The sequence below is a fragment of the Alcanivorax sp. DG881 genome, from assembly GCF_000155615.1.
Lineage (GTDB): Bacteria > Pseudomonadota > Gammaproteobacteria > Pseudomonadales > Alcanivoracaceae > Alcanivorax.
The window spans coordinates 750,462-773,039 of record NZ_DS989915.1 but is presented as its reverse complement, the minus strand read 5'-3'; the positions used below and the strand labels follow the sequence as shown (position 1 = coordinate 773,039).

Here is a 22,578-nt window from a genome sequence, read left to right as displayed (position 1 = left end):
TTCGTCTGACTGAGAAGGTCGTTTCGCTCAGTGATTTGCCCTGTGATTTGCCGGAAACGGGTTCGCGTGGCTGAGGTGAATAGGTGATAATAGCGCGCTTGAATTTTCGGTTGGAATGAGCGCCCATGCGTTTTATTGGATTGTTGGCCGTGTTGTTAGGATGGAGCCTGCTGGCCCAGGCGGAATCGCTGGATACAGTGCAGGTGCCGGTGGATGGCCGTGGCGACGCGCAGCGGCAGGACGCGCTGGCCGAGGGCCTGGAGCAGATGCTGGTGCGTCTGAGTGGGCAGCGGGATGTACTCAATGAGGCGGTGGCCAGTGAGGCGGCCTCGCGGCTGGATCGTTGGGTGACCCGCTACGATTACAACACGCTGGATGATGGCAGCAGTGCCTTGCAGGCCCGTTATGACGTGAATGGCCTGATGGCCTTCATGGCGGAGCAGGGCGCATCGGTGTGGGGAATACCCCGGCCCCGGGTGCTGCTCTGGCTGGTGGAGCAGGGCGCAGGCCGCGGCGAGATGGTGGTGGAAGGTCATCCGCTTTATGCGCAGTTGGTTGCGCAAGCCCAGCGACGTGGCCTGACCCTGGTCATCCCGCAGTGGGATAGCGAGGATCAGGGGCGTTTGGACGTGGCGGACATCCGTGGCCGGTTCGATCAGCAATTGCGTGACGCCTCCAGCCGCTACCCCCATGAGCTGATTGCTGCTGCGGTGCTGTACCAGGGTGAACCGGCCACAGTGAGCTGGCGAGTCCTGAAAGACAAAAGCACTCTGGAAGACGGCCGGGAGAAAACGGCGAACGACGAAGAGGCTGTTACTGCGTTGATCGACCGTGTCACCGACCAGCTGGCCGCCCGCTATGCGGTGAAAGGCGCAGTAAGCGATTTGCGTACCCTGTTGGTGGTGGATCAGGTCGACCAGCTGCAAGACTGGTTCACGTTACAGCAGTTTCTGGCGGGCCTGAGCGGGATGCGCCGAGCCTCACTGGTACAGGCCTCCGCTACCACGCTGACCTTTGGGCTGGATTTCAGTGCCAGCGACGAGCAGCTGCGCAATCTGCTGGAACTGTCTCCCCAGCTGCGCGCCTGCCCGGATCCGGCGGTGGCCGGCCCCCAATGGCATTACTGCTGGCGTTGATTCGATGAGTGCGCAACTTCCCCTGGCCCTGCAACTTCGCGAGGGCAATGCCCTGGATAATTTCCACGCGGGCCCCAATGGCGCAGCCGTTGCCGGGCTGCATGAGGCCGTGGAAGGTGTCGACCGGCAAGCCTTTTTCTGGGCCGGTGACGGGCAGGGCAAAAGCCATTTGCTGGAAGGTGCAGTGCGTCTGGCCCAGCACAATGGTCTGGATGCCTGCCTGCTGCCTGCCAGTGAAATTATCCCACTGGTTCCCGACGTGCTGGAATCCATGGAACAGTTCGGATTGCTGGCCATTGATGATTGCCAGTTGTTTGCCGGCCTGCCTGCCTGGGAAGAAGCTCTGTTCCACCTTTATAACCGGCTGATGTCGTTGGGCGGACGATTACTGGTCACCGCCAATGCGTCGCCGGGAGCCATGGGCTTGATGCTGCCTGATCTGGCTACCCGTCTGGCAGCGGGGCCGGTCTACCGGCTGATGTCGCTGGAAGACGAGGATTTACAGGCGCTATTACAGGAAAGAGCCAGGGCGCGAGGCTTGCGGCTGGAGCCTGAAGTGGCCCATTACATCGTATTGCGCAGCGAACGTTCCGCTGGCGCCTTGATGGAATTATTGAGCGATCTGGACCGTCTGGCCCTGGCGCAACAACGCTCTGTCACGATTCCCTTTGTCAAGGATGCGCTGGGGTGGTAAAAATGGGCGCTTAACGAATAAACAACAGTTCGCTACCTGAATTGGCGATATATTGCACTTGATTACATTGGGTTACACGTTCGTGCGCGCTTGGCAGCCGACACGATGCCTCCATTTGTATACCCGCAAGCGCAAGATCCACATTAGAACAATAACGCCAGGCAAAAAGCCTGCAGGAGAACAAAATGCGCCACTTTGGGCTACAGCAGTGCCTTGCTGGTTGCGCCTTGATTGTTGCGGCCACCTCCCATGCAACCGTCTATGAAATCAATAACACGAGTGATGCAGTGGTTACTGTCGTGGCCGTGGATGGCGATGACACTGATAGCGTTTGGGATGAAACCACCCACTGGGAGGTGACGACCAGCAACGCCGGTGGTACCTGCACCTTGCGAGAAGCCCTTTATGCCAGCAACTACCGTATTGCCGTGGGGGCCTGTGAGGCCGGAGGCGCCAGCGATACCATCAAACTTCAGGAAGGCAAGGTCTATACCTTGACCGAGGGTGAGTTGCCCGTCGGCAATGGTGAGCAAATCAAGTTCACCGAAGACACGTCGGAGGACCCGGCTGTGACAACGGCCGATATCGAGCCCCTGGGCAACCAGGTCCAGTTTGATCTGATCCTCGATGCTTTCGAAGAACCTGAAGGCAAAACCCTGCCGGTGATCACCGCAGCAGGCAATTCCCGCTTGATCCACGTCTACGATGGCGGCGCCATGTCGCTGACCAATCTGGAACTGACCGATGGTAATGCCGGTGCCGACAACGGTGGCCTGATTTATGCCATGGGGCCGGTCATTATCGCGGCGAACGTGTCCATGAATCAGGGCATGGCAACGAACGGCGGGGCCATGTATCTGGAGGAAGGCTCCGGCCTTGCCTTCAGCGCCGGCGGGCGCTTTGAAAACAATGTCGCCACCGGTGTGGGCGCGGTCATTGCCACCTCGGATACCTTTAATGGTTCGATTATTGGCTATGATTTTTATATGGCCGATAACGAAGCAGGGGCGGGCGCTGCCGATGCCGGCATCATCCACATGGACGGGGACCCGGATGCCACTGTGACCCTGGAATTGGCCAACGGCATGGTGGTTAATAATGCCGGTGGCGTGCTTAACGTGGTCTCCACGGATCACGTGGCGGTGCTGGCCAACATGACTATCGCCTTCAATGATGGTGTCGCTCTCACGTTGGCGCAAACCCAGTTTGATGACCCTGCCGATGCGACAACGCGCGATATAATTCTGCATAGCGTCTTGGTGGGTAACAGCGTTGGTGCTTGCGCTGGCCCGGTGCTGGACGGCACGGCCAGCCCGGCAGACGCGGCAGCGCGCCTGCTGTTCACCATTACCGATGATGCTAATTGCCCGGAGCCTGAAGAGCAGACCCTGGGCACGCCCGTGACCAATAACCCCAATACCGCGCAAGCGGATATTTTCCTTGGCATGGATCGCGTGCCTTGCGCCGGTACTGGCGCTGGTGGTTGCACACTGATGACTGCCGAAGAGATCGGTGGGCCTTACCCTGGCTTGCTGCCCAACCCGACCCCTGCAGCGTTGGCGGGTGATCCCATGGCGCCCAGTCTGTTTGATCGCGCCAGCCCGGAAACCGCTACGGTGGACCAGTGTGAATCAACCGATAACCGCGGTAACTCACGCGGTGGCCCGGCGGGGCGTTGTGATGTGGGGGCGGTGGAATTTCTGCGGGCGCGAGCACAACCGGATGAAGTCGATCTGATCAGTGGCCAGTCAGTACTGGCGGATGTGCTGGAGAACGACCGCAATGATACCGAAGTGGACTGTGGTCTGCTGGAAGACGTAGTGGTAGCCGAAGGGGTGTGTAATATCGGCGAGACCGACTGCATTGCTGACGCGATCCAGGATCGCTGTCTGGTAGTGGTCGCTCAGCCAAGTCGGGGCTCGGCCCGAGTTGAGATCGATGCCGATGGTTATCCCCGCATCCGTTACACACCGAGCTCGTCTTTTCACGGCGTGGACCAGTTGCGCTACGAGGTAGACAAGGACGCCTTTTTCGGTGGTACGGACCTTGGCCAGAACCAGAGTGAAATCACTAACCTGGTGGCTGAACCTGCCAGTGGATTGACCGAGAAAAAGAGCATTGGCGCCCAGGGCGGCATGATGCTTGCCCTTCTGGCCCTGGCTGGGCTGATTCGTCGCTATCGCCTGTCGTTAAAGGGAGCGCTAGCTCTGGTTTCTGCCTTGTTCAGCGGTCCTGCGTTGGCGGTGGATATTGAGGTGAACTCTCTCGTCGATCAATTTCCGCCCATTACCAACGATGGAAAATGCACGTTACGCGAAGCGCTGGAAAATGCTGGAGGCTCCGGCAGCCCGGATTGCGCCTATGGCGGCAACTCGTCTGACCGGATTCTTATTCCGGCTGGCGAGATTCACCTGGCCACAACCCTGATTATTGAGGGTGGCAGTGTGGAGTTGGTGGGCAAGGGGGTGCGCGACGTGGACCCTGCGGATGATGAAGAGACGCTGACCCGAATTATCGGCAACGGCACGGAACGTCTTTTCGAAGTGGAACCGCCGAACCCAAGTTCAGGGCACCCTGGTGTCACGTTCCGCTATCTGACGCTGGAAGACGGGGTGGCGGCGGGTAGCGGTGAGGCCGGCAGTGGTGCGGTGATTACCACCGGTGGCTCGGTGATTTTTGATCGTGTGGTGATTACCAACAACCATGCCGATGCCTCTGCCGGGGTGGCCTATGTGCGCTCCAATGCGGGTAATGAAAAGCTGGTGACGTTCAACCGCGCCTATGTCCATAGCAACACAGCCGGTGTGGCCGGGGGGGTCGTCTCGACCACCACCCAGAACAATGACAACGTCAAGATCGCCATGGTCGACAGCACCTTCCAGGGCAATGAAAGCGTGACCAAAGGCGGCGTGCTGGATGCCAATATCAATGCTGGCTCCGTGACAGTTTCCAACAGCACTTTTGTCGATAATATGTCGCCCCAGGGCGCGGCGCTGGATCTGAGCAACATCGTGGTGGGGGCGACCATCATGAACAGTACCTTCATGAATAATGCCGGCGGCGGGCTGGGCATTGATCTCGGCGATGCCCCTTCAGAAATCCAGATGGCCAACAGCATTTACTTCGACAGTGGGGCGGCGTGCACCAGTGGCGCCACTGTATTGCACGAAAGCCACTACAACGCTTTTTCCGATGCTGCCTGTGGAGCAACAACAGAAAGCAATAACCAGGCATCATTGGGAAGCGCCGACCTGGATAGCACGTTAAGTGGGGAAGACGGGGTGGCGGATGATTACACGCCACCATTCCTGTCCATGAGTGACCCGGAAAACGACGCCATCCTGGTGGACAAGGGCAATGATGAAACCCTGGTCAGCGGCACTGGAACGCCTCTGCGTTGCCGTTCCGTGGATTTGCGTGGCATCTCGCGAACCTCCGGCGGTCGTTGTGATCTGGGTGCCTTCGAGTACCAGAAAATCACCGCCGGCGACGATGAAGGCACCAATAAGAACCGCCCAAATCGCCAGGTGGCGGTGGATATTCTGGATAATGATCTGGCCAGTGATGGGGCCGAGATTCTTTATCTGGATGAGGTGGACCCCAGCCTGTTCCTGGCTAATGTATTCACCTTTGAGCATGCCGAGATTGTGACAGGCTCGGATCCGGTGAAATATGCGGGCACTGGTGATCAGTACCAACCGGACATGACGGAAAAAACACGTTATGTACTGAGCGGCGCGTCTGATCCGAGTGTGGATGGTGCAATCATTGATTTCGTCTGGCTTTATTATAACGAAGACCGTGACGGCTACGATCTGCGCTGTGGCGAGCCCATTTCCCAGAAAGTCATTAATGCCAATCCGGACCTGTTCGAAGACGGGGATGTGGCGGATGAATGTGTAGTGCTCTTTACGCCCCCGACGACAACGGGTTTTGAGTCCAGTGTGTGTCAAAGCACCGACGACAATCCACTGAAAATGGCGTTCCTGTACACGTTTGAGGACAGCAATGGCGTCTCGGTCAATGCGACTGATGCGGCGACAGTGGTGATGACCATCAACGACAAGGCGCCCGCTCTGGACAACCAGTCGAAAATGAACCAGCCGGGGGCAACGGTGAGGTTCAACCTGACCGCATCAGATCCGGATGACCCTGACGCGGAAATTGATTGGAGCAATTACGATATTTCTGTCAGTCAGGCACCGAGCTTTGCGAAGAAAGATGAAAACGGCAATGTGGTGGGCGCCGGTTTGTTTATCGACAATGACAACGGCACCGTCACCTATATTCCGCAGAGCAATTACAACACCTTCAAGGATGTTTTCACCCTGACGGTTGAAGACACCAACTGCGGCACCGTTTCGCAGCAGGCCACCTTTACGGTTTCCTATCCCAACGATGAAACCTCTGCCGGGTCAGGTGGCAGTTTTGGTTGGGCAATGCTGGGTGGGCTAATCCTTTTGCTGCGTCGCCGAGTGGCGGCGTAGCACCCGACGCAGGGTTTCCCACACCACAGCCCCGAACAGCATGCTGAACATCAGCAATACAAGCTTGGGAATGTCCACCAGGGTCCAGAACAGAATATCGATGCTGGTGGGTTCCAGGTTCTGGAAAACGATAATGATGGCCAGAATCGCCAGCAGAATCTGCAACGCGCCCATGGGGTGAGCTATCAGCCAGTGCCCGGATTTGCGGCCGCTACGGACCACCAGTGAGGGTTTTTTCGCGTTTGTTTCATCCATGATCTAGCTCCTTCTTTCATTTCCAACTCTAGTCTAACTCGTGCTTGTCCGGCTACCTCCCTATACTCTGGCTATTCGTGCAAAGGAGAGGTGAATGGATATCAGTGCCGGTTGGGATCTTGTGGTGATTGGTAGTGGCCCTGCGGGTGAAGCGGCGTCGATGCAGGCGGCCAAGAAAGATCTAAAGGTGGCGATCGTCGAGGATCAGTCGTCGTTGGGCGGGAACTGCACCCACTGGGGCACAATTCCCTCCAAGGCGTTGCGGCATCAGGTACGCCAGGTGATTCGTACCCAGCGGAATCCCTTGTTACGCGGCATCATCAAGCCCCGCGAAATCCGCTGGCAGGACCTGATTGCCCGCACCCGCGAGGTAATAGACTCCCAGGTTCAGGTTAGAACGGACTTCTATGTCCGTAACCGGGTCACCGTGTTCGGGGGCCGCGGCGAGATTCTGTCGCCGCAAGAAGTGCGGGTCGATGACCACGCAGGCCGCCAGCACTTGCTGAAAACCCGCAATATTCTGGTCGCCACAGGGTCACGCCCCTACCACCCGGATGACGTGGACTTCTCTCATCCGCGCATCTACGACTCGGATACCATCCTGACCATGGACCACACGCCGCGGCATATCCTTGTCTATGGTGCCGGGGTCATCGGCTCGGAGTATGCCTGCATCTTCACCGGGCTCGGCATCCGGGTAGATCTGGTGAACTCCCGTGAGCATTTGCTGGATTTTCTGGATACGGAAATTTCCGATGCCCTTAGCTATCACCTGCGTGAGCAGGGCTGCACCATTCGCCAGGGGGAACACTACAAACGGGTGACGGCGGATGACGAGGGCGTAACGCTGGAACTGGAATCCGGCAAGAAACTGCGCGCGGATGCCTTGTTATGGTGTAACGGCCGTTCCGGGAACACCCAGAATATTGGCCTGGAAAACGTGGGCGTTGAAGCCAACAGTCGTGGGCAGCTCAAGGTCAATGAGCGCTATCAGACTGAGATGGACACGCTCTATGCCGTCGGTGATGTGGTGGGGTGGCCATCACTGGCTAGTGCCTCCTACGACCAGGGGCGCTTTTGTGCGGCTGCCATTGCTGGTGACGAAGTGCGCCAGGTCACGGATGTGCCCACGGGAATTTACACCATTCCTGGTATCAGTAGCGTTGGGCGAACCGAGCAGGAATTGACCGAAGCCAAGGTGCCCTATGATGTGGGCCAGGCTTTCTTCAAGAACCTGGCCCGGGCGCAAATTACCGGCGAACGGGTGGGTATGTTGAAAATTCTGTTTCATCGCGAAACATTGGCGGTGTTGGGTATTCACTGTTTCGGCTACCAGGCCATGGAAATCGTCCATGTGGGCCAGGCGATCATGCGCCAACCGGGTGAAAACAACACGCTGGAGTACTTTATTGATACCACCTTCAACTATCCAACCATGGCGGAGGCCTATCGGGTGGCGGCGATCAATGGGCTGAACCGGATCAAGCGATAAAGAGAAGTGAAAGTTCAAAGGTGAGAGTTGAAAAGTGCGAGGGGTCCCGGTTTTACCGGCAGGCACCTTGTCCGCGACTGCTTGAGCAAAAAGAACTAAATAGTACAGCTTTTTAGCCAGCAGCACGGTCAGGCGGGTTTCATTTGGGGCCCCTACAATTTCCGCGCTTTTCAACTTTGAAGGTTAAACTATCTCTGGTGTTTTCCCGCTTCAATAAAGAACTCCCGGTTGCGTTGGCGGGCCTGCCCGTTCTTGCGAACCAGCACCTGGGTAGCGCCGCTGCCGCCACGGTTGGCGGGTGTGCTGTGAAAGGCCAGCACCAGGTAGCTTTCTTCCAGCCAGTGCATCACGTAACTTTTCAGAAAGCCGGGCCGTTCGCTGTGCAGCCCCTTGCCGTGGCTGATCAGGACGGTGCGCATGCCATTGTTGTGGGCATTCTCCAGAAACTGCTGTACCAGATTGCGGGCATCCATCAAGCGAACCCGATGCAGGTCCAGCACATCTTGAGGCTCATACTTGCCCAGCCGTAATTTGCGGTACACGCCTTCCTGCACGCCATCTTTTTTTAGTCCGACGATATCCAGTGGCCCGACGGGCTGCACCTGTTCGGGAACGGTCAGCGGGTTGCGGTCTTTGCGATCGTCCACGGCGGCGGCACGACGTAATTGTTCACGAATAGAGGGTTCACGACGGGGTGTACGTTCCTGAACCCGGTTGTCCGGCTTTATCGGCGTAACATCCGCCATCTCCTGGCGAAACAGATCATCGTCGGAGGCCATGGAACTGCTCCACAAAATTCATCGTCTCTGACTTGCATGGTACACAAAGCCGGCGGAGACTGGGAGTAGCAGACTCCCTGAGAAGGAGGGGTGTGATGGAACGTCGACGATTCAGCCGGCCCAGGCTGAGGGTTAATGTGCGAGTGTGCGCCGACCAGCGGCCAATCGGTCATATCCTGAATATTACAGATCAGGGGGTTTGCCTGGCGGGTAAAGGCGTACCACCGCAAACCTTGCAAGAGATGGTGTTGATGCTGCCTTTCAACCTGTCCGGACAGCGTGAACTGCATGTGAGCGCAGAACCGTTATGGCATAACTATCTGGACAATGGCCATTGGCGGGGCGGGTTTCGTCTGGCAACGGACGAGCAGACCGCAACCATGCTGTCGAAGCTGGTGAGCCGTTACGGGGAATAGCGGGGAGGAGCGATCAGCGGTTACTGCAAGGCCGGGAAGGCGTAGCAGTAACCGGGCCTTATCTCTTTCGGCAACCCTCGTCGAGAAACCGGTAACGCCCAGGGTTGATCAAAAGGCGATATAATCAGTAAGCCTGTGGACGTGGGCGGTCCCGGCTTTCCTCTCCTTTCTCATCATCATGTCTGTGACGCTTGGCATCTCGCTTGCGGCGCTCACGTTCTGCACGCTTGTGCTCTTCTTCCCACTCATTCGGGTCGTAGTCATCAAATTGGCGACGACTCATGGTGCCACTCTCTTTCCAACGTTAAAGGATACTTGCCGTTTTGCAGGTCAGCTCCGTACTGCCACGAATGCAACCTGCCATTGGATATATAGCACTAAAAAGTGGGGGGTAGAAGGGAAAAGGGGCACCATTTATCGGTACCCCGTCATCATGGCGAAACAGGACGAGGATCAGCGGCCGTAGGTCTGGTCCAGATAGTCGAGAATGGCCTCGGATTCGAACAACTCCTTGCTGGTGTTCGGGTCTATCAGGTAGGGCACAGCGATTCTGCCGGCCCGGGCCAGCAGATCGACCCGGTTGCGCTGGCTGGGGGCATAGTCCATATCAAGGCGTTTGCGCACCACCGGCAGCACCCAGTCCTGCCATTGGTCGCGACCACACTGGCGTAGCAGGTAGGGCAGCTGCAGTTCGGTCAGTCGTTCACGAACCAGGCGTGCAAAGGGGCTGGCTTCGAAAGAATACAGCTCCAGCGGTTTCTCCGGCGCCTGGCTGTCCAGGCAGCGGATCCCGCGGCTGCCACGGGGGGCTGAAGCGGCCACTGCGGCGGCGGTGCGCAGACGCAGTTGCCAGCTTTTCGGGGCCGGCCGGCCACCATATTGCTGGTAGAGGTAGTTGATGATGGCGGCGGATTCATACAAGGCTTCGCCGGTGTTGGGGTCCATCAGGTAGGGAAATTGCTGCTTGCCGCCCAGCCGTTCCACCAGGGGGCGATAGCGGTCGCCACCTTTCGGGCAGGGGAACATCATCACGTCCAGGTCCAGATCCGTTAATGCTTCGCGAACCAGGCGACAGAACGGGCAGCCTTCCATGTCGTAGAGCTCCAGCGGCTCGTGCGGGCGGTTGCTGTGGCCTTTGCTGGCAACACCGCGGCCCTGTTGCAGCGAGGAGGAGAGCAGTGAACGAAGAACCTCTGTGCTGTGTGACATGGCGAATACTCCTGAAACGAATTGGCGCGACCATACCATGTGATCGGGGACATTCATTGGCCGCACGGACATCAAGCTTTTCAATGACTTGCAGCCTTGCCCGTTCCGCTCACGGGCGCTGTTAACTCCTGTCATTGAGACATTGGAGTGGCTGGGGCACTCTTGCCACCCTATACCGGGCTCTCAAGCCCTTCATAACCCGTCAGCAAACGCTGATACATGCCTGAGGCAAGAGGAAGGTTCCATGACCGAAGCCTATATCTATGATGCCATTCGTACTCCCCGTGGTCGGGGCAAGAAAGATGGCTCTTTGCATACGGTTAAGCCGCTGGATCTCGTAGTAGGCCTGATCGACGAAGTAAAAGACCGTTTCCCGAATATGGACACCAACCGCATTGATGATGTGCTGTTGGGTGTGGTGACCCCGGTCGGTGACCAGGGTGCCTGTATCGCCAAGACGGCGGCGCTGGCAGCGGGTCTGCCGGATACCGTGGCGGGTTATCAGCTGAACCGTTTCTGCGCGTCCGGCCTGGAAGCGGTGAATACCGGTGCCCAGAAAGTGGCATCCGGTTGGGATGACCTGATTCTCGCCGGTGGCGTGGAATCCATGAGCCGTATCCCCATGGGCTCCGACGGTGGTGCCTGGGCGATGGATCCGATCACCAACTATGAGACTGGCTTTGTTCCCCAGGGGATCGGCGCCGATCTGATCGCCACCATCGAGGGCTGGAGCCGCCGTGATGTGGACGAGTTCGCTGCTCAGTCCCAGTCCCGCGCTGCCAATGCCTGGGAAAAGGGTTATTTCGAAAAATCCGTAGTGCCGGTGAAGGACCTCAATGGCATGACGGTACTGGCCCAGGACGAACACGTTCGTGCGGGTACCACCGCCGATGCGCTGGCCGGGCTGAACCCGTCTTTCGCCATGATGGGCGAAATGGGCGGTTTTGATGCGGTTGCTTTGCAGAAGTATCACTGGCTGGAAAAGATTAACCACGTTCACCACGCGGGTAACTCCTCAGGCATCGTAGATGGTGCTTCTCTGGTAGTGCTTGGTAACGAGAAAGTGGGCAAGGATTACGGCATGAAGGCCCGTGCCCGGGTCGTTTGCACCGCTATCAGTGGTGCCGATCCAACCATCATGCTCACGGGGCCTGGCCCGGCTGCCAAGAAGGCGCTGGCAAAAGCCGGCCTGAAAGCCAGCGATATCGATCTGTGGGAAATCAACGAAGCCTTTGCGGCGGTGGCCATGCGCTTCATGAAAGACATGGATATCACCCCGGATATCACCAACGTCAATGGCGGCTCCATCGCCATGGGTCACCCGCTGGGTGCCACTGGTGCCATGATTCTGGGCACCGCACTGGATGAACTCGAGCGCCGCGACAAGAAGTTCGCATTGTGCACCTTGTGTGTAGGCGGTGGCATGGGTATCGCCACCATCATCGAGCGTCTGTAAGCCGCGTCGAACGATTTCGGAGTAAAGATATGAGTGAACAAACTGCTATTCGTTGGGAAAAAGACGCGGACAATATCGTTGTTCTGACCCTGGATGATCCCAACCAGTCTGCCAACACCATGAACGAGCTGTACGGCAAGTCCATGGCGGCGGTGGTCGAGCGTCTGGAAAAAGAAAAAGACGAGATTGCCGGGGTGATCATCACCTCTGCCAAGAAAACCTTTTTTGCCGGCGGTGACCTGCGTGATCTGCTGAAGGCGCGCAAGGAAGATGGCCCGCAATTTCTGGCCGGTGTGACCGAGATCAAGGGTCAGCTGCGGGTCCTGGAAACACTGGGCAAGCCTGTGGTCGCTGCCATGAACGGCACGGCTCTGGGTGGCGGCCTGGAAATCGCACTGGCCTGTCATCACCGCGTTGCCATCAATGACAAATCCGCCCAGTTCGGTCTGCCGGAAGTGTCTCTGGGCCTGTTGCCCGGCGGCGGTGGCGTGACCCGTATCGTGCGCATGCTGGGTATCCAGGATGGCCTGATGAAGGTGCTGATGCAGGGTCAGCGCATGAAAGCGGATAAAGCCCAGAAAATTGGTCTGATTGACGAGCTGGTGGCGGATCGCGATGCGATGATGGTCAAGGCTCGCGAGTGGATCAAGGCAAACCCGAAGGCTCAGCAACCCTGGGACCAGAAGGGCTACAAGATTCCGGGCGGTGACCCGAAGAACCCGAAATTTGCCGTTAACCTGCCGGCTTTCCCGGCAAACCTGAAGAAGCAGCTCAAGGGTGCTAACTACCCGGCGCCGCTGGCGATCATGTCTGCGGCCATCGAAGGCGCAGCGGTAGATTTCGATAACGCCTCTCTTATCGAAGGCCGTTATTTCGTGTCGCTGGTGACCAGTCAGGTTGCCAAGAACATGATCACCGCGTTCTTCTTCAACCTGCAGGCCATTAATGGTGGTGCCAGCCGTCCCGATGGCATTGAAAAATTCCGCGCCGAGAAAGTGGGTGTTCTGGGTGCCGGCATGATGGGTGCAGGCGTGGCCTATGTAACGGCCCGCTCCGGATCTCAGGTGGTGTTGAAGGATATTTCTGCCGAGAACGCGCAGAAGGGTAAAGATTACTCCCGCAAGCTTCTCGACAAGGAAATCTCCAAAGGCAAGATGACCGAGGAGAAGAAAGAAGAGATCCTCGGCCGCATTACTGCCACTGCAGATGCCAAAGATCTGGAAGGCGTGGACTTCGTGATTGAAGCCGTGTTCGAAAACACCGAGCTGAAGCACAAGGTGTTCCAGGAAATTGAAGACGTGGTTAATCCGGATGCGGTGCTGGGCTCCAACACCTCCTCCTTGCCGATTACCGGCCTGGCCAAAGGTGTGAAGAAAAAGGATAACTTTATCGGTATCCATTTCTTCAGCCCGGTAGACAAGATGCCGCTGGTGGAAATTATCTGTGGCAAGGACACCTGCCCGGAAGCACTGGCCAGGACCTACGATTACTGTCTACAGATCAAGAAGACCCCGATCGTGGTCAACGACGCCCGTGGTTTCTTTACCACCCGTGTGATTGGTACCTTCGCCAATGAAGGGATCGCCATGCTGGGTGAAGGCGTCAATGCCCAGTCCATTGAACAGGCGGCCATGCAGGCGGGTTACCCGGTGGGTACCCTGAACCTGATCGATGAAATCAACATGGAAACCGCACTGAAAATCGGTAAAGCGGCCCGTGATGATGCCAAGCGTGAAGGGACTGAGCCGCCCGCAGAGCACCCGGCAGAAGTGGTCATGAAGAAGATGGTCGAAGAGCTGGATCGCCCGGGCAAGCTGCAGGGTAAAGGCTTCTACGAGTATCCGGAAAATGGCAAGAAGCACCTGTGGTCCGGTCTGGCCGATGCGTTCGGTGGCAGCAAGGACATGCCGTTCGAAGACATCAAGGAACGGATGATGTTCATCGAGTCCCTCGAAGCGGTGAAGTGCTTTGATGAAGGCGTGATGGACTCTGTGGCGGATGCCAACATCGGTTCTATCTTCGGGATTGGTTTCCCGGCCTGGACGGGTGGTGTGATGCAGTACATCAACCAGTACGAAGGTGGTTTGCGTGGTTTTGTTGCGCGGGCTCAGGAGCTGGCCAAGCTCTACGGCGAGCGCTTCAACCCGCCGGCTTCACTGGTAGAAAAAGCGGAAAAAGGCGAAATCTACAAGTAACCCTTGAGATTGCGCTCCATAAAAAGCCCGGCTTATCCAGCCGGGCTTTTTTTATAGCTGTCCGAGGGCAGGCTCAGGCTTCTTGTTTGTTGCGCCAGGCATTGTCAGCCAGCGGCGGGGGAGGCAGGGGCGCTGTTGTGGTGGGTAACAAGCCTGCTGTTCAGCCAGGTGCGCAATTCACTGGGGCGCAAGGGTTTGGGCATCAGGGTGTCGCCGCCAGCATCCAGACACTGCTGGAAGCAGGCTTCACTGCTGTTGCCGGAAATAAACAGGATGGGGATATGGGCATTTCCATTACGCACGTCCCGGGCCACGGTGAAACCATCCAGAATGGGCAGTTCCACGTCCAGGATCAGCAGGTCGATGTCCCGTTGATGGTATAGACGCAGTGCGGCCTCACCGTCTGCGGCCAGCACATACTGGTGGCCGAGCTCTTCGATGATGCGGCAGATGATCAGGCTGACAGCCTTGTTGTCTTCAACGACGAGAACATTCATTAGTGATTTTTATCGTAGACAGCGCGGGATAACAAGGGTGAAATCTGTGTGAAGGGCGGTTTTTCACGCCAGAATCACCTTGCAACGGTTTTGCAGCGGTAGACAGTATGTTAATTCCGGCCAGTTTCTTTATGATTGACGCTCCCGGGCTCTTTGAAAACAGCAGGCCGGCAAACAATAAACGTGCCGATGACAATGCTGACGGGCGCGGTTTCGCTTAATGGTAATGCCTGGAGTTTCTGAATAACGCCACACAGGCTCAGGCTTTCAGGCGTGCTCACATCAAAACGCGGTTTTGGCGGTGTTTGTATGCCTCCCAGGACCTTGCAAAAACGGGTGTGTGCCAGGCTGAAAGCCAGCGAGTGTGAGGCCTGAAGGATAACGCTCCTTCCGGGCCTGCTGAAGATACACGGTGTTATCCAAAGGTTCCCCTAAGGTGTGAGGGTGGAGGTCGATGTACCATCGCAGAACGATCAATATTAATCGGGTGGTGAAGCTGTTGCAGGGCGCGGCCCGCTCCGGTGCCAGCATTCCCGAGATTCTGGACAAGTGTAATATTCCCCGGCAAATGCTGGATGATCCGGATGGAACCATCGAGCGGGATACCTTCATCCGGATGATGCTGCTGATCATGACTCAGACTCAGGATGAGTTCCTGGGGTTTGGGCAGGGCCGTAAATCGAAGCCCGGCACCTTTTCCATGATGGCCCATGCAGTGATCAACTGCCCGAACCTGGGCTCTGCCGTGGAACGGGGCATCCGCTTTTATGACCTGTTCGAGTTGAGCCTGCAGTCCCGGATCGAGCGCGATGGTGAGGTGGCCAGGCTCGTTGTGGTCGCTGATCCGCGGCTGGACTTCCGTGAAGTGATTATCGAAGCGTCCCTGTTTATCTGGCTGCGCTTCATGAGCTGGCTGGTGGGCAAGGCCATCGAGCCTCAGCAGGTTAAACTGGATTACTCGGATGTGCGCAATGATGAGGAGCATCGCTTTCTGTTCGATTGCCCCATCGAGTATATGTCCGATCAGAATGCGGTGACGTTCCGGGCGGACTTCCTGGATTTGCCGCTGGTGCAGAACGAGCTGTCTTTGTCCAAGTTCCTGAAGGAGTCGCTGGCCCAGCTATTCGACGGCAACATTCATAATGTGGGGCTGCCGGCACAGATTCGCGCGATCATTTCCAACGAATACGGCAACAGCTTCCCGGATTTCACGGAAATCTGCGGCAAATTGAACATGACCCCGCAGACCCTGCGGCGTCGGCTCAAGGAAGCCAACACCAGCTACCAGGAGATCAAGGATGCCATCCGCAAGGATGCGTCGGTGTATTATCTCTCCAAGCCGGATCTGAGCATCGACGAAATCGCGTTGCTGATGGGCTTTAGTGAAGCCAGCTCGTTCCACCGGGCCTTCAAAAAGTGGACCGGGAAAACGCCGTCCAATTTCCGTCGAGAGCATTTTGGCGTCAATCTGTAACAGGTTCGCCATGCTTGATCTCACTAACGATTAGCCCTGAGACGTCCATGACAGTTAATGATGCCGACACGGCACGCCTGCTGGTGACCTGCCCGGATAAGCCGGGAATTATCAGCGCGGTGAGTACCTTCCTGTACAACCACGGCGCCAACATTACCGATTTCGATCAGCACTCCAGCGACGCCCATGGCGGCACCTTCTTCCTGCGCCTGGAGTTCCAGACACCAGAACTGGATTGCTCCCGGGAAGCGCTGCGCAATAACTTTGCCAGCCGGGTGGCCGAACCCTATGGCATGCAGTGGCAAATCAGTTACGCCAGCGAGAAAAAACGCATGGCGGTGTTGGTGTCACGGCACGATCATGTGTTGATGGATCTGCTCTGGCGTACCTCCCGGGGCGATCTGCCTGCCACCATTCCCATGGTGATCAGTAATCATGATGATTTGCGCGATGAAGTGGAGCGCTTCGGCATCGAGTACCATCATATTCCGGTCAATGCAGACAATAAGGCGGAGGCGGAAGCCGAGACCCTGGCCAAACTCGACGGCAAGGTGGATGTGGTGGTGCTGGCCCGTTACATGCAGATCCTCAGTTCGAATTTTGTCTCCCATTACCCGCATCGAGTGATCAATATCCATCACTCCTTCCTGCCGGCCTTCGTGGGGGCGAACCCTTATCAGCAGGCCCACGACAAGGGCGTAAAGCTGATCGGTGCCACCAGCCACTACGTGACGGAAGATCTGGATCAGGGGCCGATTATCGAGCAGAACGTGCAGCGAGTGAGCCATCGTCATTCAGCGGCGGAATTGCGCTCATTGGGGCAGGATGTGGAGCGGCAGGTGATGTTGCGTGCGGTGCGCTGGCACCTGGAAGACCGGGTGATCGTGGATGGCAACAAGACCGTGGTGTTTGTGAAGTAACGCGGCCAGGCGGCACGCTACACGCCCCACGCTAAGAGAGACCCATCGCGTGCAAGCGTGAAGCATTCTGCGTGTTGCGGCTTAATTGCTATAACGCAGGCCAATGCCCATGGTGCCGTAGCTTTCAGACTCAAGCTGGGTCTGCTGGTAATCCACGGTCAGGGAAAGATTGTCGAGCAGGGGAACGGCAAGGCCGGCACCCAGATAGGGAGCAATGCCGCTCTGGCTGTCGCTAACGGGGGCGTCATTTACCGTGTTGACAGTGTTACCGCTACCGTCCAGCAATATTCTGTCCTGACGATTCTCCAGCTTGAAATTGTAAATGTAGCCGCCGCCTCGGAGGTAGAGCCAGTAAGGCGATTGCCACAGCGCCCCGACCGTAAAACCGCCCAGATCCAGAGAGTTTTCTTCCTGTACCCGGACGGAGCTTGCTCCGGCGTTTTGTTCGGAAACACTGGGCGCGCGGGTAAACTGGCTGTCATTGGAGACTTCGCTTTGGCTGACGAAACCGCCTTCCAGCCCGAAACGGCTGTTTTTTCCCAGCGTTACACTGTTTAGCCACATACCAATCTTAATATTCAGCCCGTCCGCCGTATCGAATCCGTACGGGTCCATATCGGCCCGGAGCATCTGGGCTTCAGCGTAGAAATCCACATCCGGTGGGGCCAATTCTTCGTCAGCGTGAGCGAGGGGAATCAAGGCACAGAGGCCCAGAGTCAGCGGCAGTGTTATTTTCATTATTGATCCAGCCGTTGTGATAAGGACAATGGGCCACATTGTAACCAGCGCGAGACCTTCATGCACAGTGACTTGTTGAATTCCCAGTCCGAGACCCTGCTGGCCCTGTGCCGGCCGGGTTTTGAAACGGACCTGGCTGCCGAACTGAATTTCCATGCGGCAGACCAGATGGTGGCGGGTTACCCCCGCGCCACCGCCAACAGCGGGTACGTGTTGTGGCACAGCCAGCAGGGGGCGCTGGCCAGCCTGCAGGATAGCGGGCTGATCTTTGCGCGCACCTTGAGCGTGTGTGTGGGCGAGTTTTCGGATATCGGGGATGACCGTATTACCGCGCTGTGGCCTCTGCTGGAGCAGGCCGGGCCGTTTTCCGAGCTCTATCTGGAGCACCCGGATACCAATGAAGGCCGGGAATTACAGCGTTTCCTGCGGGGATTCCGCAAGGCACTGGAACCCCGCTTGAAAAAAGCCGGTTTGCTGCGAGCAAAGGCAAAACAAAGGGTTCACCTTTTCTTCAGTGACTCCCACAACGGCTGGGTCAGCACCAGCCCCAGCGCCATACCACTGGTGGAAGGTGGCGTGCTGCGCTTGCGATTACCTGCAGAGGCGCCCAGCCGCTCTGCGTTGAAAGTGGAAGAAGCCCTGATCCGCTTCTTCGGCAGTGCCGATGCACTGAACGCCAGGACGGCGGTGGATCTGGGCGCCGCTCCGGGCGGCTGGAGCTGGCAGCTGGCACGGCGGGGGATTCGTGTTCAGGCGGTGGACCACGGCAAGATGGATCCGCGCCTGCTGGATGAATACCCGGTGCAGCATGTGTCCGGAGATGCGTTCACCTGGCGCCCGCGCAGCAAGGTGGATCTGGTGGTATGCGATGTGGTGGACAAGCCCGCTCGTACCCTGCAGCAAATGGAAAAGTGGCTCACGCAAGGCTGGGCCAATGCTGCCCTGTTTAATCTGAAATTGCCGATGAAACGTCGCTTCCAGGAAACCTGGCAGCTGCTGGAAAAGCTCACCACGGCCATGGAGCGCATGGAGCATTTGGGTGAACCAGTGATCAAAGCCGCCCATCTGTATTACGACCGGGAAGAAATCACCGTTTGGGCCAGCTTCCACCGGGATTACTGACGGTGAGTACCGGGCGCGGCCGGACCGCCCCTTTGTTTGCCACCCTGGGCATGTTGTATTTCGCTCAGGGTCTGCCCGCAGGGTTACTGGGGAAATCCATGCCTGCGCTGGCCCGTGATGCAGGGCTGTCGCCGGAATGGATTGGCCTGCTGGCATTGCCGGCTTTGCCCTGGGCGCTGAAGTTTATCTGGGCGCCCTGGGTCGATCGCTGGGGCAGCGGCCGCCCCAATCACCGAAAACGCTGGATCCTGGTCTGCCTGACCGGAGTGATGAGCGTACTGACAGCGGCGGCCATGCTGCCTCAGGCCTGGTTGTTCGGCGCAGGGTTCGCCGTCCTGATCGTGATGCTGTTTCTGCTCAACCTGTTCAGTGCCACCCAGGACATTGCCACCGATGGTCTGGCCGCCCGGCTACTGACGCCGAGGTTGCGTGGCCTGGGTAACAGCGTTCAGGTCAGTGGTTACAAGGTCGGCATGATTCTGGGTAGCGGCGCCTTGTTGATTCTGGTCGGCTGGCTGGGCTGGCAAGCTACGCTGTTTACCGTTATTGCGATGTTGCTGTTGGTGGCGCTCACTGCCTGGCGATTTGATGAGCCTCTTGAACCGGTGCGCCCACGCAAACCGGTGACCCTGCGGTGGTGGCTGCGTCAGTTGGCCCTGTTTTGGCGGCGGCCGGGGTTGGTTGTCTGGCTGGTGATCCTGCTTGGCTACAAAGTGGGGGATGGTTTTGGCACCCGCATGATCAAACCATTCCTGGTCGATAGTCACTGGACCCTGGCTGAAATCGGCACCCTGGACCTGGTGGCTTCATTGGTCGGGCTGGCGGGTGCCGGGTTGGCGGGGTTGATAATGATGCGGTTAAGTCGTCGTGTGGCGCTGTTCGGGTTTGCCGGTTTACAGGCACTGTCGTTTATTGGCTGGTGGTGGGTGGCAAGCTGGGGGGCAGACACCCCGCCGCCGGAGGTATGGATCTGGGCGGTGGCGCTGTTCGAACAATTGGCGGACGGCCTGTCTACGGTGGCGCTGTTTGTGGTGATGATGGATTACTGCCGCGCCGGTCATGAAGGCAGTGACTATACAGTGCAAGCGTCCGTGCAACTGTTCGCGGTAGGGGCGTTCACGCTGGCCAGCGGTTTCAGTGTGGCCTGGCTGGGCTACGCGTCGCATTTCCTGCTGGCGGCCGCACTCAGTGCAGCCGTGATCGGCCTGGCGGCGTTCTGGACGCCCCCGGCTCAGCCGGAATGGGCCGATACCGGCAGGTCCTGACGGGTGCTGAAGACCACATCGGTGGCGTTGCCGCCTTCACTCATTTCCAGCAGGGCGGGCAGGGCGCGGAACACCTCCAGTGTCAGGGTTTTGCCTGTCAGGTTGGCATGGGCCAGCGATTGTTGATCCGGTCCGGTAACGGTGAGTACGGGGACGCCTTTTTCCATCTCCAGTTTTCCATCAATGGCCGGTACCTGACGGTCCATTCCCGGTCCCAGAGTCACGGTGCCACCACTGTAGGCAAGTTTGCCGCTGATGGCGCTGATCTCGGTGCCTGCCAGTGACAGCTGGGGCAGTGAAATATCGAGCTGCCCCTCGGCTTTACCTTGCGGCAAAAAGTCATTGAGCAAGGCGATCGGGATACTGGCTTGCCAATGCTCGAAACGCCAGTCCCCCCAGTCTGCTCCGGCCCACCCGGTGGCATTGACCTGACCGGACTCAAACCCTAATTCCAGCCCGGGGGTCAGGCCGCGCCAGTCCAGGCGCCATGTGATGTCCAGCTGTTGCCCTTCCCATTGCGCTTGCCCCTGCCCATTCCACCAGAGTCCATAGAGTTTGGGAGGCGGGAGCGAAGCATTATCTGTGGCTGGAGTGGGTAGCAGTGGCGTCATGACGGCCGCTGGCATCAGGGCAACCAGAAAGATTCCGAAGGCAAGCAAAAAAACGAGAATAAGGCCGGCCACCGGGTAGCGAAGGGACGTCATCGTTATGGCTCCTTGAATTATTGTTATAAACCCGCTGTTGCGCGAAATACGACTTCTTTGTAATTCGACTTTTTGTCAGTGAGAAAAAAGACTGACTGATGCTCTGTTCATTTATCAAGCGTGGCAGGGAGAATCGATGAATATCGCCGCCCTTAAAAGGCAGTCACAAATAAACTTTGAATCAGATCACGTTAATTCTGTCGGCGATGATAAGAAAGATGACAAAGCGGCCGAAGTTTTGTCATTAGCGGTCAACTGCTGGAAAAGCTCTTTTTTTGCATGCATAAAATCAGGGTGGAAAAAAGACAATGGTGAGTGGTCGAAAATTAAAGTACGCCGTTTTAATGAGGCGCCATAAATAAAATCCATACAGTTAGGTGTGGAGGGCTGATCAATCGGCCCATTAGGCTCATTGAAAATAACAATACGCTATATGGATGCTTGTAACTTTGTCCTGCCTGTTTGTTAAGGAGAGCCGGAAGTCGTGTTTGGCGGGCAGCTTATACTGTAGTAACCACGGGATGGTTTTTTACAGGTCACGGTCCTTTTTCAAACAAGAGAATAAAAAGGGATACGGTCGAGGGATTGATAAATGTTTAAAATCAACAGTATGGCTTACGAAGTTCCGCTGGTTTCCGGACGTTATGCCGAGCGCTTTGTTGAATTCATGGAAGGGCGGGGGATAAGCCGGCAGGCATTGCTGGAAGGGACCTCCCTGGAAGCCGTTCTGGCACAGCCGCAGGGTGTGTTACTAACCATGAAACAGGTAATTGAACTGATGGGTAATGCCCAGCGTTTTCTCCCGGATGAACAGGCCGGTTTCGAATTTGGGCAACAGCTGGATCTGCAGGGGCATGGTCTGCTTGGATTTGCGTTATTAAAACAGAAAGATTACCGCGAACTGGCCAGCATGGTGGTGCAATACCTGCGTGTCTCCTTGCCGATTCTCGACATGAAAGTCTCTTGCAGTGGTGAAGATCTACGTATTGCACTGCAGGATGTCTGGGAGCTCAACGAGCTGCGTCCCTTTATGGTTCAAGTCTATATGGGCAGCATTTATACGCTGACCTCGCTCATTGGCCGGCGCTTCCATTTCGAGTTTGATTTTTGTACTGCAACAAGTGAGGAGAAATGGAAAAAAATTGCGCCTTCAGCCTTTTTATCCTTTGGTGAGAAGAGTAATCAGGTGGTGGTCCCCCTGTCTGGTCGGCCTGCCCGGGATGGTAATAATGAGCTCGCCTATTATCTGGCCAGTGCCCGCTCAAAAGAAGAGGTAATTGACGATGAACACATGGAGGTAGTGGCCAGAGTTCGCCAGCTGGTTATGAAATATCCCGGTCGGGAAGGCTCTCTGGAGCGTGTTGGTGAGCGCCTGGGGATGAGTGCCCGTTCTTTACGCCATCATTTGAAAAGTGCAGGGGTGTCGTTTCATCTTATTCGAAGTCAGGTCAGAAAGACGTTTGCCAACCGTTACCTGAAAGACACCAATATGCCTTTGCAGAAAATCGCTGAAGTGCTGGGTTACAGTGATCAAGCCAGTTTTACCAAGGCCTACAGGAGCTGGACAGGTGAAACCCCGGGCGATATGCGCCGTGGTGTTGCACAATCGTCCCAACGTTAATATTCCACAGTGTGATTATCTTTATAACAGCAGCATCAGAAGCCCTGATGCTGCTGTTTTTATTTGTGGCCCGCTGTCTCAGCTTTCATGAGTAAAACATCACACCTGACTCTTTTAA

At 57.0% G+C, this 22,578-nt stretch carries 20 protein-coding genes; 13 read left to right on the top strand and 7 right to left on the bottom strand.

All coding sequences use genetic code 11. From position 1 onward, the window contains the following. Positions 1-125 precede the first annotated feature (125 nt). The 3 genes from ADG881_RS03455 to ADG881_RS03445 all read left to right on the top strand — a co-directional run bounded on the left by ADG881_RS03455 (position 126) and on the right by ADG881_RS03445 (position 6,317). Positions 126-1,136 carry a DUF2066 domain-containing protein gene (locus ADG881_RS03455; protein WP_007151425.1) on the top strand — a complete coding sequence of 337 codons (1,011 nt, stop codon included), beginning with the start codon at positions 126-128 and terminating at the stop codon, positions 1,134-1,136. Positions 1,137-1,140: 4 nt separating this feature from the next. Then, positions 1,141-1,830, top strand: a complete 690-nt coding sequence (hda, locus tag ADG881_RS03450; protein ID WP_007149351.1) for a DnaA regulatory inactivator Hda — start codon at positions 1,141-1,143, stop codon at positions 1,828-1,830. A gap of 185 nt (positions 1,831-2,015) precedes the next feature. Beyond that, positions 2,016-6,317, top strand: a complete 4,302-nt coding sequence (locus ADG881_RS03445; RefSeq protein ID WP_007151195.1) for a choice-of-anchor Q domain-containing protein — start codon at positions 2,016-2,018, stop codon at positions 6,315-6,317. Here the strand turns inward: ADG881_RS03445 and ADG881_RS03440 are convergent. Further along, on the bottom strand, positions 6,282-6,572 hold the full coding sequence (locus tag ADG881_RS03440; RefSeq protein ID WP_039926055.1) for a hypothetical protein: 291 nt from the start codon (positions 6,570-6,572) through the stop codon (positions 6,282-6,284). The genes ADG881_RS03445 and ADG881_RS03440 overlap by 36 nt on opposite strands. A gap of 94 nt (positions 6,573-6,666) precedes the next feature. Between ADG881_RS03440 and sthA the strand changes: the two genes are divergently transcribed. After that, entirely contained in the window at positions 6,667-8,064 is a 1,398-nt protein-coding gene (gene sthA / locus ADG881_RS03435) for a Si-specific NAD(P)(+) transhydrogenase (RefSeq protein WP_007149755.1), read from the top strand. A gap of 188 nt (positions 8,065-8,252) precedes the next feature. Here the strand turns inward: sthA and smrA are convergent, their stop codons facing one another. Further along, on the bottom strand, positions 8,253-8,843 hold the full coding sequence (gene smrA / locus ADG881_RS03430; protein WP_007149014.1) for a DNA endonuclease SmrA: 591 nt from the start codon (positions 8,841-8,843) through the stop codon (positions 8,253-8,255). A 95-nt stretch (positions 8,844-8,938) separates the two neighbouring features. On the opposite strand from smrA, the gene ADG881_RS17470 reads away from it, so the two are divergent. Further along, positions 8,939-9,259, top strand: coding sequence for a hypothetical protein (locus ADG881_RS17470; RefSeq protein WP_155135587.1), 321 nt, complete (start codon positions 8,939-8,941; stop codon positions 9,257-9,259). A 124-nt stretch (positions 9,260-9,383) separates the two neighbouring features. On the opposite strand, the gene ADG881_RS17465 is transcribed toward ADG881_RS17470, so the two are convergent. Beyond that, positions 9,384-9,542, bottom strand: a complete 159-nt coding sequence (locus tag ADG881_RS17465) for a hypothetical protein (protein ID WP_007148904.1) — start codon at positions 9,540-9,542, stop codon at positions 9,384-9,386. Between the two features lie 170 nt (positions 9,543-9,712). Further along, positions 9,713-10,468: a glutathione S-transferase N-terminal domain-containing protein gene (locus ADG881_RS03425; RefSeq protein WP_007148520.1), complete on the bottom strand. Its 756-nt coding sequence runs from the start codon at positions 10,466-10,468 to the stop codon at positions 9,713-9,715. A gap of 244 nt (positions 10,469-10,712) precedes the next feature. On the opposite strand from ADG881_RS03425, the gene ADG881_RS03420 reads away from it, so the two are divergent. Together ADG881_RS03420 and ADG881_RS03415 are read left to right on the top strand one after the other, a co-directional pair. Further along, entirely contained in the window at positions 10,713-11,924 is a 1,212-nt protein-coding gene (locus tag ADG881_RS03420) for an acetyl-CoA C-acetyltransferase (protein WP_007149222.1), read from the top strand. A gap of 29 nt (positions 11,925-11,953) precedes the next feature. Further along, a complete protein-coding gene (locus ADG881_RS03415) occupies positions 11,954-14,119 on the top strand; it encodes a 3-hydroxyacyl-CoA dehydrogenase NAD-binding domain-containing protein (protein WP_007149261.1) in 2,166 nt (721 codons plus the stop codon). Between the two features lie 104 nt (positions 14,120-14,223). On the opposite strand, the gene ADG881_RS03410 is transcribed toward ADG881_RS03415, so the two are convergent. Further along, on the bottom strand, positions 14,224-14,616 hold the full coding sequence (locus ADG881_RS03410; RefSeq protein ID WP_007148876.1) for a response regulator: 393 nt from the start codon (positions 14,614-14,616) through the stop codon (positions 14,224-14,226). A gap of 454 nt (positions 14,617-15,070) precedes the next feature. Here ADG881_RS03410 and ADG881_RS03405 point away from each other — a divergent pair, with 454 nt between their 5' ends. Together ADG881_RS03405 and purU are read left to right on the top strand one after the other, a co-directional pair. Continuing rightward, positions 15,071-16,090: an AraC family transcriptional regulator gene (locus ADG881_RS03405; RefSeq protein WP_007148680.1), complete on the top strand. Its 1,020-nt coding sequence runs from the start codon at positions 15,071-15,073 to the stop codon at positions 16,088-16,090. A 47-nt stretch (positions 16,091-16,137) separates the two neighbouring features. Next, complete coding sequence (gene purU, locus ADG881_RS03400; protein ID WP_007149965.1) at positions 16,138-17,010, top strand: formyltetrahydrofolate deformylase; 873 nt, start codon at positions 16,138-16,140, stop codon at positions 17,008-17,010. A gap of 81 nt (positions 17,011-17,091) precedes the next feature. On the opposite strand, the gene ADG881_RS03395 is transcribed toward purU, so the two are convergent. Further along, positions 17,092-17,748: an outer membrane protein gene (locus tag ADG881_RS03395; RefSeq protein WP_007151321.1), complete on the bottom strand. Its 657-nt coding sequence runs from the start codon at positions 17,746-17,748 to the stop codon at positions 17,092-17,094. 60 nt (positions 17,749-17,808) lie between these two features. On the opposite strand from ADG881_RS03395, the gene rlmM reads away from it, so the two are divergent. Together rlmM and ADG881_RS03385 are read left to right on the top strand one after the other, a co-directional pair. After that, on the top strand, positions 17,809-18,870 hold the full coding sequence (gene rlmM, locus ADG881_RS03390; protein WP_007151249.1) for a 23S rRNA (cytidine(2498)-2'-O)-methyltransferase RlmM: 1,062 nt from the start codon (positions 17,809-17,811) through the stop codon (positions 18,868-18,870). A gap of 2 nt (positions 18,871-18,872) precedes the next feature. Continuing rightward, positions 18,873-20,135: an MFS transporter gene (locus ADG881_RS03385; RefSeq protein WP_039926054.1), complete on the top strand. Its 1,263-nt coding sequence runs from the start codon at positions 18,873-18,875 to the stop codon at positions 20,133-20,135. Here ADG881_RS03385 and gspN read toward each other — a convergent pair. After that, the gene (gene gspN, locus ADG881_RS03380) at positions 20,102-20,839 is read right to left on the bottom strand and encodes a type II secretion system protein N (protein WP_007150075.1); all 738 of its coding nucleotides are present in this window, start codon (positions 20,837-20,839) and stop codon (positions 20,102-20,104) included. The two genes, ADG881_RS03385 and gspN, sit on opposite strands and share 34 nt — an antisense overlap. 136 nt (positions 20,840-20,975) lie before the next feature. Between gspN and ADG881_RS03375 the strand changes: the two genes are divergently transcribed. Together ADG881_RS03375 and ADG881_RS03370 are read left to right on the top strand one after the other, a co-directional pair. Beyond that, positions 20,976-21,197: a hypothetical protein gene (locus ADG881_RS03375; RefSeq protein WP_039926051.1), complete on the top strand. Its 222-nt coding sequence runs from the start codon at positions 20,976-20,978 to the stop codon at positions 21,195-21,197. A 234-nt stretch (positions 21,198-21,431) separates the two neighbouring features. After that, positions 21,432-22,460 carry an AraC family transcriptional regulator gene (locus ADG881_RS03370; protein ID WP_007151417.1) on the top strand — a complete coding sequence of 343 codons (1,029 nt, stop codon included), beginning with the start codon at positions 21,432-21,434 and terminating at the stop codon, positions 22,458-22,460. Positions 22,461-22,578: the final 118 nt, after the last annotated feature.

Coding starts and splice junctions, on each gene's coding strand:
- ADG881_RS17470 (WP_155135587.1), top strand. CDS start 8,939: ATGGAACGTCGACGATTCAGCCGGCCCAGGCTGAGGGTTAATGTGCGA.
- ADG881_RS03375 (WP_039926051.1), top strand. CDS start 20,976: ATGAATATCGCCGCCCTTAAAAGGCAGTCACAAATAAACTTTGAATCA.
- ADG881_RS03415 (WP_007149261.1), top strand. CDS start 11,954: ATGAGTGAACAAACTGCTATTCGTTGGGAAAAAGACGCGGACAATATC.
- hda (WP_007149351.1), top strand. CDS start 1,141: ATGAGTGCGCAACTTCCCCTGGCCCTGCAACTTCGCGAGGGCAATGCC.
- purU (WP_007149965.1), top strand. CDS start 16,138: ATGACAGTTAATGATGCCGACACGGCACGCCTGCTGGTGACCTGCCCG.
- ADG881_RS03420 (WP_007149222.1), top strand. CDS start 10,713: ATGACCGAAGCCTATATCTATGATGCCATTCGTACTCCCCGTGGTCGG.
- rlmM (WP_007151249.1), top strand. CDS start 17,809: ATGCACAGTGACTTGTTGAATTCCCAGTCCGAGACCCTGCTGGCCCTG.
- ADG881_RS03410 (WP_007148876.1), bottom strand. CDS start 14,616: ATGAATGTTCTCGTCGTTGAAGACAACAAGGCTGTCAGCCTGATCATC.
- smrA (WP_007149014.1), bottom strand. CDS start 8,843: ATGGCCTCCGACGATGATCTGTTTCGCCAGGAGATGGCGGATGTTACG.
- gspN (WP_007150075.1), bottom strand. CDS start 20,839: ATGACGTCCCTTCGCTACCCGGTGGCCGGCCTTATTCTCGTTTTTTTG.
- ADG881_RS17465 (WP_007148904.1), bottom strand. CDS start 9,542: ATGAGTCGTCGCCAATTTGATGACTACGACCCGAATGAGTGGGAAGAA.
- ADG881_RS03445 (WP_007151195.1), top strand. CDS start 2,016: ATGCGCCACTTTGGGCTACAGCAGTGCCTTGCTGGTTGCGCCTTGATT.
- ADG881_RS03405 (WP_007148680.1), top strand. CDS start 15,071: ATGTACCATCGCAGAACGATCAATATTAATCGGGTGGTGAAGCTGTTG.
- ADG881_RS03370 (WP_007151417.1), top strand. CDS start 21,432: ATGTTTAAAATCAACAGTATGGCTTACGAAGTTCCGCTGGTTTCCGGA.
- ADG881_RS03440 (WP_039926055.1), bottom strand. CDS start 6,572: ATGGATGAAACAAACGCGAAAAAACCCTCACTGGTGGTCCGTAGCGGC.
- ADG881_RS03425 (WP_007148520.1), bottom strand. CDS start 10,468: ATGTCACACAGCACAGAGGTTCTTCGTTCACTGCTCTCCTCCTCGCTG.
- sthA (WP_007149755.1), top strand. CDS start 6,667: ATGGATATCAGTGCCGGTTGGGATCTTGTGGTGATTGGTAGTGGCCCT.
- ADG881_RS03395 (WP_007151321.1), bottom strand. CDS start 17,748: ATGAAAATAACACTGCCGCTGACTCTGGGCCTCTGTGCCTTGATTCCC.
- ADG881_RS03455 (WP_007151425.1), top strand. CDS start 126: ATGCGTTTTATTGGATTGTTGGCCGTGTTGTTAGGATGGAGCCTGCTG.